This is a genomic window from Rheinheimera sp. (assembly GCF_037442345.1).
Lineage (GTDB): Bacteria > Pseudomonadota > Gammaproteobacteria > Enterobacterales > Alteromonadaceae > Pararheinheimera.
This window is the reverse complement of sequence record NZ_JBBIQL010000045.1, coordinates 1-9,213: the sequence shown is the minus strand read 5'-3', so window position 1 is coordinate 9,213 and position 9,213 is coordinate 1. Positions and strand designations below refer to the sequence as shown.

Below are 9,213 nucleotides of genomic sequence, written 5' to 3'. Positions count from 1 at the left end.
AGGAGTATTTAATGGCAACAATCAACCAGCTAGTGCGTAAGCCGCGCAGCCAGGTGGTCTCTAAGAGCACCGTTCCGGCGCTTGAAGCTTGCCCACAGAAGCGTGGTGTTTGTACCCGCGTATACACCACTACACCTAAGAAGCCAAACTCAGCATTACGTAAAGTATGCCGTGTCCGTTTAACTAACGGTTTTGAAGTAACTTCTTACATCGGTGGTGAAGGCCACAACCTGCAGGAACACAGCGTTGTTCTGATCCGTGGCGGCCGGGTAAAAGACCTTCCAGGTGTGCGTTACCACACCATTCGCGGCACTTTAGACTGTGCAGGCGTTAAAGATCGTAAGCAAGGCCGTTCTAAGTACGGCGCTAAACGGCCTAAGAAATAACGGTACTCCGTTAGTAAGGCCAAACTAATTAATCTTTTTATTGTTGTAATAAAAAGTTTTGGAATCACCTGAAGCAATCGGAGTTTCGAATGCCAAGAAGACGCGTCATAGGTCAACGTAAAATCCTTCCAGATCCAAAATTCGGAAGTGAACTGCTGGCCAAATTCGTAAACGTCGTAATGATCGACGGTAAAAAATCAATCGCAGAATCAATTGTATACGGCGCATTAGACATCGCTGCAACGAAATCTAAAAAAGCTGAACTGGATCTGTTCGAAGTTGCATTAGACAACATTCGTCCAACTGTTGAAGTTAAATCACGCCGTGTGGGTGGTTCTACTTACCAGGTTCCATGTGAAGTTCGTCAGGTTCGTCGTAACGCGTTAGCTATGCGTTGGTTGGTTGAAGCTGCCCGTAAACGTGGTGAAAAATCAATGGCCCAGCGCTTAGCTGGTGAGATGCTGGACGCTGTTGAAAACAAAGGTTCTGCTGTTAAGAAGCGTGAAGACGTGCACCGTATGGCTGAAGCGAACAAAGCGTTTGCTCACTTCCGCTGGTAATTGCACCCTTAAGAGGACTTTATTGTGGCACGTACAACTCCTATTGAGCGTTACCGGAATATTGGTATTTGCGCTCACGTAGATGCGGGTAAAACCACAACGTCCGAGCGTGTGCTGTTTTATACAGGCCGTTCTCACAAAATCGGTGAAGTTCATGATGGCGCAGCCACCATGGACTGGATGGAACAAGAACAGGAACGTGGTATCACTATCACGTCTGCGGCAACTACGGCTTTCTGGTCTGGTATGCAGCAGCAGTTCGATCTGCACCGGATTAACCTGATCGACACGCCGGGGCACGTTGACTTCACTATTGAAGTTGAACGTTCTCTGCGTGTTCTGGACGGTGCAGTGGTTGTATTGTGCGGCTCCTCGGGTGTTCAGCCTCAAACTGAAACTGTGTGGCGCCAGGCAAACAAGTACGAAGTTCCTCGGATGATTTTCGTCAATAAGATGGACCGTACCGGTGCGAATTTCCTGCGTGTTGTAAAGCAAGCGAACGACCGCCTGAATTCACGTATCGTTCCTATTCAGTTGCCAATTGGTGCTGAAGAGAACTTCAAAGGTGTTGTTGACCTGATCAAGATGAAAGCCATTAACTGGAATGAAGCTGATCAGGGCATGACTTTCACCTACGACCCTATTCCAGAAGATATGGTCGCTGAGTGTGAAGAGTGGCGCCAAAACATGGTGGAAGCAGCTGCTGAAGCCAATGAAGAGCTGATGGAACGCTACCTGGAAGGTGGCGAGTTTACTGAAGAAGAACTGCGCCAGGCCCTGCGTGACCTGACCCTGCGTAACGAAGTTGTGCTGGTGATGTGTGGTTCTGCTTTCAAGAACAAAGGTGTTCAAGCTGTACTGGACAACGTCATTTATTACCTGCCTTCACCGACTGAGGTGAAGGCAATCAAAGGTGTTAAAGAAGACGACTCTGAAGATGAACGTCATTCGTCAGACGACGAACCCTTTGCCGCATTGGCATTTAAGATCGCAACAGACCCATTCGTGGGAACTCTGACCTTCTTCCGTGTCTATTCAGGGGTAGTAGAAGCAGGTTCTGCTGTTTACAACTCGGTAAAACAGAAGAAAGAGCGTATCGGCCGTATAGTTCAGATGCACGCGAACAGCCGTGAAGAGATCAAAGAAGTTCGTGCTGGTGACATCGCAGCAGCTATTGGTCTGAAAGACACGACTACAGGTGACACGCTGTGCGATTCTGAGAATGTGATCATTCTGGAACGCATGGAATTCCCTGAGCCGGTCATTTCTGTGGCTGTAGAGCCAAAGACCAAAGCTGACCAGGAAAAAATGGGTATCGCGCTGAGCAAATTGGCGGCTGAAGACCCATCTTTCCGAGTTCACACTGACGAAGAAACCGGTCAAACCATCATCTCCGGTATGGGCGAATTGCACCTGGAGATCATCGTTGATCGTATGAAGCGTGAGTTCAAGGTAGAAGCCAATGTGGGTAAACCTCAGGTTGCTTACCGTGAAACCGTGCGTGGTTCAACAGAAGTTGAAGGTAAATTCGTACGTCAATCTGGTGGTCGTGGTCAGTTCGGTCACTGCTGGCTCAGAATTGAGCCACAGGAAGAAGGTGCTGGTTATGAATTCGTGAATGCCGTTGTTGGCGGGGTTATTCCAAAAGAATACATCCCTGCTATCGACAAAGGTATTCAGGAACAGATGAAGAACGGTATCCTGGCTGGCTACCCGGTGATCGACGTGAAAGTAACTGTATTTGATGGTTCTTATCACGACGTTGACTCAAACGAGATGGCGTTTAAGATCGCAGCTTCTATGGGGTTCAAAAAAGGTGCTTTGCAGGCCAAACCTGTCCTGCTGGAACCAATGATGAAAGTAGAAGTAGTCACTCCGGAAGACTTCATGGGTGATATCGTTGGTGACTTAAACCGTCGCCGCGGTATGATTAACGGTATGGAAGATGCCCCTGGTGGTATTAAGATCGTTGACGCTCAGGTTCCTCTGTCAGAAATGTTCGGTTACGCGACTTCAATGCGTTCTCTGACGCAAGGTCGTGCTTCTTATTCGATGGAACCATTGAAGTATATGGAAGCGCCAAACAACATTACTGAAGCGATCATCGCAGCTCGTAAAACTGGTGAATAATAACTTTGTCGGCCTGTCTTCAGGCAGGCCTCTAACAGAAGGTAATTAAAATGGCTAAGGCTAAATTTGAACGCGTAAAACCGCACGTAAACGTAGGTACAATCGGCCACGTTGACCACGGTAAAACTACTTTAACTGCAGCGATCACCAACGTACTGGCGAAGCACTACGGCGGTCAGGCATTTGCGTTTGATCAAATCGATAAAGCGCCAGAAGAAAAAGCACGTGGTATCACGATCAACACGTCACACGTTGAATACGACACGCCAACACGTCACTACGCGCACGTAGACTGCCCGGGCCACGCTGACTATGTGAAGAACATGATCACAGGTGCAGCTCAGATGGACGGCGCAATCCTGGTAGTAGCAGCGACTGACGGCCCAATGCCACAGACACGTGAGCACATCCTGCTGTCTCGTCAGGTAGGCGTTCCTTACATCATCGTGTTCATGAACAAGTGTGACATGGTTGATGACGAAGAGCTGTTAGAGCTGGTAGAGATGGAAGTGCGTGAGCTGTTGTCAGAATACGACTTCCCAGGTGATGACCTGCCAGTGATCCGTGGTTCAGCGCTGAAAGGCCTGGAAGGCGATGCTGCGTGGGAACAGAAAATTCTGGAACTGGGTAACGCGCTGGATACATACATTCCAGAGCCAGAGCGTGCAATCGACAAGCCGTTCATCATGCCAATCGAAGACGTATTCTCAATCTCAGGTCGTGGTACAGTAGTCACAGGCCGTGTAGAGCAAGGTATCGTGAAAGTAGGTGAAGAAGTTGAAATCGTCGGTATCAAAGATACAACGAAGACAACTTGTACCGGTGTAGAAATGTTCCGTAAGCTGCTGGACGAAGGTCGTGCAGGTGAGAACATCGGTGCTCTGCTGCGTGGTACGAAGCGTGAAGACGTAGAACGTGGTCAGGTACTGGCGAAGCCAGGTTCAATCAAGCCACACACTAAGTTCGAAGGCGAAGTATACGTGTTGTCAAAAGAAGAAGGTGGTCGTCACACGCCATTCTTCAAAGGCTACCGTCCACAGTTCTACTTCCGTACCACTGACGTAACTGGTGCAGTAGAGCTGCCAGAAGGCGTAGAGATGGTAATGCCAGGTGACAACCTGAAGTTTGTGGTTGAGCTGATCAACCCAATCGCGATGGACGAAGGTCTGCGCTTCGCAATCCGTGAAGGCGGCCGTACAGTAGGTGCTGGTGTGGTAGCGAAAATCGTTGCTTAATCAGTGATGCTGTTGCAGAGGGCTCCGTAAGGGGCCCTTTGTTTTTGTATATTCATTTTCAATACATGCCTATCGTTTAATTCAAACATCTGTTTGAATGTATTCTCGCTTCATGCTAGAACTTACTCATCCGACCATTTGGAGTGAGATTATGAGTTCCGATTATCAGGCCCCTTTGGCCGACATGTCATTTCAATTATTTGATGTATTTCAAGTTGATCGATTCTGGGCTGAGCAGCCCACACTTGCAGAAGTCGTTGACCAGGATACAGCAAAAGCAATCCTGGGAGAGGCGGCCAAAATCACCGAAGAGTGTATTGCGCCAAAGTCAAAGTGTGCCGACGAACAAGGCGTTAGTGTTTCTGCTGGCGTGGTGACCACCCCTTCTCACTACAAAGAAAATTACAGATTACTCTGTGAAGGCGGTTGGACGGGTCTGACCGGCGATCCAGAGTATGGTGGTTTAGGCATGCCAAAGACTCTTGCATCGATGTATGACGAGATGATGTGCAGTGCAGACATTGCGTTTTCGCTCTATCCAGGTTTAACCAGCGGGGCCTGTGTCGCGTTGCTGCAGCATGCCGATGAGGCCGCAAAAGCCATCTATCTTCCAAAACTCTATAGCGGCGAATGGTCGGGAACCATGTGTTTGACCGAATCTCATGCGGGTTCTGATCTCGGCATTATGCGCAGCAAAGCCGAGCCACAGGCGAATGGCAGTTACCGCATCAGCGGCGAGAAGATATTTATTACGGCAGGTGAACATGAGCTGGCCGAGAACATCATTCATCTGGTGCTAGCGAAATTGCCTGACGCTCCAGCTGGAAGCCGTGGTATTTCATTGTTTCTGGTACCGAAATTTAAAGTCATGTCTGACGGTAGTCTTGGCGAACGTAATCAGCTGATTTGCAGTTCAGTTGAACACAAAATGGGGATACATGGCTCGGCTACCTGTGTGATGAATTTCGAAGGCGCTGAAGGCTACCTGATTGGTCAGCCACACAAAGGTTTGGCATGTATGTTTACTATGATGAACTACGAGCGCCTGGCCATGGGCAGTCAAGGTCTTGGGGCTGCAGAGCGGGCATACCAAAATGCACTGGGTTACGCAAAGGAGCGCTTGCAAGGCAGAACTCAGGGGACAGACGCAAACAAAGCCGATCCAATACTGGGTCACCCTGATATAAAACGCATGCTGTTGACCGTGGCCAGTCTCAACGAAGCGGGCAGGGCATTCAGTTTGATGGTCGCACATTTTCTCGACCAGGCGAAATTTGCTGCTGACAGTACAGCATACGCCAGAGCCAATTTGCTGACGCCAGTCACCAAAGCCTTTATGACAGATCGAGGCTTTGATTGTTGTGTGATGGCGCAACAGGTTTTTGGTGGCCATGGGTATATCAAAGAATGGGGGATGGAACAGCTGGTCAGGGATGTGCGTATTGCTCAGATCTATGAAGGAACCAACGGCATTCAAGCATTAGATTTCATGCTGCGTAAAGTCGCCGCAGATCAGGGCGCTGTCTTATTCGATTTATTGGACGAATTGACGGCGCAGGTTTCCAGTAGTTATGCAGCTGAGCTCAAGAGCCTGGTTGAGGATGTTAAAGCGGCAACAACTGAGTTGCTTAGCCAGCACTCGTCCCAACCTGACCTATTATCCTGGGTAGCGTGTGACTACCTCGATCTGATCGGCTATACGTTCTACGGACTGATGTGGGATAAAATGCTTGCGGCATTATCGACAGATAAACACAATGCTGACTTCGTTGCGGCCAAACAAACAAAATCGGCTTTCTTTTTTCATCGGATATTGCCAAAAACGCGAGCTTTGTTGCTGCAACTAAAGCCTCTGCCGGAACAGCTTCTTCACGCTTCCTTCTGATACTTACCCCTGCTGATTATTTAATCAGCAGGGGTTGTCTTTGGTAACCAATTGAGTATAATGCGCGGCCTGCCATAACTTTTGGCCGGCGGTTAATCAGCAATTGTATTGATTAACGACAACAATGCTCCCAATTGGGGAGCAAACGTTACATGGTGCAAGACCTCTTCTTTAGGGAATGAGCGTTCTTGTTTATTTTTGCTCTTTTTGCTCTTTGAGGCTTTGATTTATGAGTAATCAAAGGATTCGCATCCGTCTGAAAGCGTTCGATCACCGTCTGATCGATCAGTCAACCATGGAAATCGTTGACACAGCTAAGCGTACGGGCGCGCAGGTTCGTGGTCCTATCCCACTGCCAACTCGCCAGGAACGTTTCACTGTACTGATTTCTCCTCACGTGAACAAAGATGCACGTGATCAGTACGAAATCCGTACCCACAAGCGTTTAATCGACATCGTTGAACCAACAGAAAAGACTGTTGATGCTCTGATGCGTTTAGATCTGCCTGCTGGCGTTGACGTTCAAATCAGCCTGGGCTAATCAGACAGGTTTATAGAGAGGTTTAGGATATGGCTATCGGATTAGTCGGTCGTAAAGTGGGCATGACTCGCATCTTCACTGAAGATGGCGTTTCTGTTCCTGTAACCGTAATCGAAGCAACACCAAACCGCGTTACCGCTATCAAAACGCAAGACGTTCATGGCTATAACGCACTGCAAGTGACTGCTGGTACTGTGAAGGCTTCTCGCCTGAACAAACCAGAAGCTGGCCACTTTGCAAAAGCTGGTGTTGAAGCTGGTCGTGGTCTGTGGGAATTCCGCCTGCAAGACAACGAAGGCGCTGACATTCAGGTTGGCAGCGAAATCACTGTTGAAGTGTTCGCTGACACCAAAAAAGTAGATGTGACTGGCACATCAAAAGGTAAAGGTTTTGCCGGTACTGTAAAGCGCTGGAACTTCCGTACCCAGGATGCTACTCACGGTAACTCTTTGTCTCACCGTGTACCAGGTTCAATTGGTCAAAACCAGTCACCAGGTAAAGTATTCAAAGGTAAGAAAATGGCCGGACACATGGGTGCCGAGCGTGTAACTGTTCAGTCACTGGAAGTTGTACGTGTAGACGCAACTCGCAACATCCTGTTAGTGAAGGGTGCAATCCCTGGCGCTATCGGTGGTGATGTGATTGTTAAACCTGCGGTCAAAGGCTAACGTCTGGAGGAGATGAGTGATGGAATTAGCATTAAGAGACGCTAAAGGCGTTCTTGAAGTTTCCGAAGCTACCTTTGGACGTGAGTTCAACGAAGCTCTGGTACACCAGGTAGTGGTTGCGTATGCAGCTGGTGCCCGTCAAGGTACTCGTGCTCAACTGACACGTTCAGAAGTACGCGGTGGCGGTAAGAAGCCATGGCGCCAGAAGGGTACAGGTCGTGCCCGTGCTGGTACAATCCGCAGCCCAATCTGGCGCGGAGGCGGTGTGACATTTGCGGCTAAGCCACAAGACCACAGCCAAAAAGTTAACAGAAAAATGTATCGTGGCGCGATCATGAGCATTCTGTCTGAATTAGTACGTCAAGATCGTCTGATCGTGGTTGAAGACTTCGCAGTTGAAACCCCGAAGACAAAAGAACTGGCTGCTAAATTAAAAGCGATGGAACTGAAAGACGTTTTAATCGTGACTGCTGAAGTTGACGAGAACCTGTTCTTATCTGCACGCAACCTGTACAAAGTTGACGTGCGTGACGTACACGGTATCGACCCAGTCAGCTTAATCGCCTTCGACAAAGTGTTAATGACTGCTGCTGCAGTTAAACAAATCGAGGAGATGTTAGCATGATCCGTGAAGAACGTTTACTGAAGGTCATTCTGGCTCCGCACGTCTCTGAAAAGAGCACTATCGCTGCCGAGACCAACAACACTATCGTGTTCAAAGTTGCGACTACTGCAACTAAAGCTGACATCAAAGCTGCTGTTCAAAAACTGTTTGAAGTAGAAGTAGTTGGTGTTCGCACTGTTAACGTTAAGGGTAAGACCAAACGCACTGGTATGCGTATGGGTCAGCGTAAAGACTGGAAAAAGGCTTACGTGACTCTTAAGGAAGGCAGCGAACTCGATTTCGTTGGCGGCGCTGAGTAATTAGAGGAGTTAGGAAATGGCACTGGTTAAGTGTAAACCTACGTCACCTGGTCGTCGTCACGTCTTAAAAGTCGTGAACCCAGACCTGTACAAAGGTAAGCCATACGCCCCGTTACTGGAAAAGAACACCAAAACTGGTGGTCGTAACAACAACGGTCGTATCACGACTCGTCACATCGGTGGTGGCCACAAGCAACACTACCGTTTAGTTGACTTTAAACGTAACAAAGACGGTATCCCAGCTAAAGTTGAGCGTCTGGAATACGATCCAAACCGTACTGCTAACATCGCACTGGTGTTATACGCAGATGGTGAGCGTCGTTATATCCTGGCGCCAAAAGGCTTAAAAGCCGGTGATGTTGTTCAGTCAGGCGCTGATGCTCCGATCAAATCGGGCAACACCATGCCACTGCGTAACATCCCAGTGGGTCAAATCGTTCACAACATCGAACTGAAGCCTGGTAAAGGCGGCCAATTAATGCGTTCAGCTGGTGCATTTGCCCAGATCCTGGCGCGTGACGGTGCTTATATCACTCTGCGTTTGCGCAGCGGTGAAATGCGCAAAGTTCTGGCTGACTGCCGTGCAACCATCGGTGAAATCGGCAATGCCGAGCACATGCTGCGTCAATATGGTAAAGCAGGTGCAATGCGTTGGCGCGGTGTCCGTCCAACTGTTCGCGGTGTAGTAATGAACCCGGTAGACCACCCTCACGGTGGTGGTGAAGGTAAAACTTCTGGTGGCCGTCACCCGGTTACTCCATGGGGTGTACCGACCAAGGGTTACAAAACTCGTTCGAACAAGCGTACTGACAAGTTCATTGTCCGTCGTCGTGACAAATAATTTAATGTGAGGAATTGCCATGCCACGTTCTCTCAAGAAAGGT

General features: G+C 48.8%; 10 protein-coding genes. All 10 read left to right on the top strand.

Annotated features, from left to right (window positions below; genetic code table 11):
• The first annotated feature begins 11 nt into the window (after positions 1-11).
• The 10 genes from rpsL (at position 12) to rplB (ending at position 9,170) form a co-directional block, all read left to right on the top strand.
• Positions 12-386: a 30S ribosomal protein S12 gene (rpsL, locus tag WKJ04_RS18025; RefSeq protein WP_337843693.1), complete on the top strand. Its 375-nt coding sequence runs from the start codon at positions 12-14 to the stop codon at positions 384-386.
• An 89-nt stretch (positions 387-475) separates the two neighbouring features.
• The gene (gene rpsG / locus WKJ04_RS18020; protein WP_337843692.1) at positions 476-946 is read left to right on the top strand and encodes a 30S ribosomal protein S7; all 471 of its coding nucleotides are present in this window, start codon (positions 476-478) and stop codon (positions 944-946) included.
• 24 nt (positions 947-970) lie between these two features.
• Positions 971-3,076, top strand: coding sequence for an elongation factor G (gene fusA, locus WKJ04_RS18015; protein ID WP_337881681.1), 2,106 nt, complete (start codon positions 971-973; stop codon positions 3,074-3,076).
• Positions 3,077-3,126: 50 nt separating this feature from the next.
• Positions 3,127-4,311 (top strand): elongation factor Tu, encoded by a 1,185-nt coding sequence (gene tuf / locus WKJ04_RS18010; protein ID WP_337881680.1) that lies wholly within the window; start codon positions 3,127-3,129, stop codon positions 4,309-4,311.
• A gap of 151 nt (positions 4,312-4,462) precedes the next feature.
• Positions 4,463-6,196, top strand: a complete 1,734-nt coding sequence (locus WKJ04_RS18005) for an acyl-CoA dehydrogenase family protein (protein WP_337881679.1) — start codon at positions 4,463-4,465, stop codon at positions 6,194-6,196.
• Between the two features lie 229 nt (positions 6,197-6,425).
• The gene (gene rpsJ / locus WKJ04_RS18000) at positions 6,426-6,737 is read left to right on the top strand and encodes a 30S ribosomal protein S10 (RefSeq protein WP_008899121.1); all 312 of its coding nucleotides are present in this window, start codon (positions 6,426-6,428) and stop codon (positions 6,735-6,737) included.
• Positions 6,738-6,766: 29 nt separating this feature from the next.
• Positions 6,767-7,405 (top strand): 50S ribosomal protein L3, encoded by a 639-nt coding sequence (gene rplC, locus WKJ04_RS17995; protein WP_337881678.1) that lies wholly within the window; start codon positions 6,767-6,769, stop codon positions 7,403-7,405.
• A gap of 19 nt (positions 7,406-7,424) precedes the next feature.
• Complete coding sequence (gene rplD, locus WKJ04_RS17990) at positions 7,425-8,030, top strand: 50S ribosomal protein L4 (RefSeq protein WP_337881677.1); 606 nt, start codon at positions 7,425-7,427, stop codon at positions 8,028-8,030.
• A complete protein-coding gene (rplW, locus tag WKJ04_RS17985) occupies positions 8,027-8,329 on the top strand; it encodes a 50S ribosomal protein L23 (protein WP_337881676.1) in 303 nt (100 codons plus the stop codon). Before rplD ends, rplW begins: the two co-directional genes overlap by 4 nt.
• A 16-nt stretch (positions 8,330-8,345) precedes the next feature.
• Positions 8,346-9,170 carry a 50S ribosomal protein L2 gene (rplB, locus tag WKJ04_RS17980; protein ID WP_337881675.1) on the top strand — a complete coding sequence of 275 codons (825 nt, stop codon included), beginning with the start codon at positions 8,346-8,348 and terminating at the stop codon, positions 9,168-9,170.
• Positions 9,171-9,213 lie beyond the last annotated feature (43 nt).

What these genes read in the sequence shown, in the direction of transcription:
- tuf (WP_337881680.1), top strand. Translation starts at nt 3,127, where the DNA reads ATGGCTAAGGCTAAATTTGAACGCGTAAAACCGCACGTAAACGTAGGT.
- rplW (WP_337881676.1), top strand. Translation starts at nt 8,027, where the DNA reads ATGATCCGTGAAGAACGTTTACTGAAGGTCATTCTGGCTCCGCACGTC.
- WKJ04_RS18005 (WP_337881679.1), top strand. Translation starts at nt 4,463, where the DNA reads ATGAGTTCCGATTATCAGGCCCCTTTGGCCGACATGTCATTTCAATTA.
- rplC (WP_337881678.1), top strand. Translation starts at nt 6,767, where the DNA reads ATGGCTATCGGATTAGTCGGTCGTAAAGTGGGCATGACTCGCATCTTC.
- rpsL (WP_337843693.1), top strand. Translation starts at nt 12, where the DNA reads ATGGCAACAATCAACCAGCTAGTGCGTAAGCCGCGCAGCCAGGTGGTC.
- rpsJ (WP_008899121.1), top strand. Translation starts at nt 6,426, where the DNA reads ATGAGTAATCAAAGGATTCGCATCCGTCTGAAAGCGTTCGATCACCGT.
- rplD (WP_337881677.1), top strand. Translation starts at nt 7,425, where the DNA reads ATGGAATTAGCATTAAGAGACGCTAAAGGCGTTCTTGAAGTTTCCGAA.
- rplB (WP_337881675.1), top strand. Translation starts at nt 8,346, where the DNA reads ATGGCACTGGTTAAGTGTAAACCTACGTCACCTGGTCGTCGTCACGTC.
- rpsG (WP_337843692.1), top strand. Translation starts at nt 476, where the DNA reads ATGCCAAGAAGACGCGTCATAGGTCAACGTAAAATCCTTCCAGATCCA.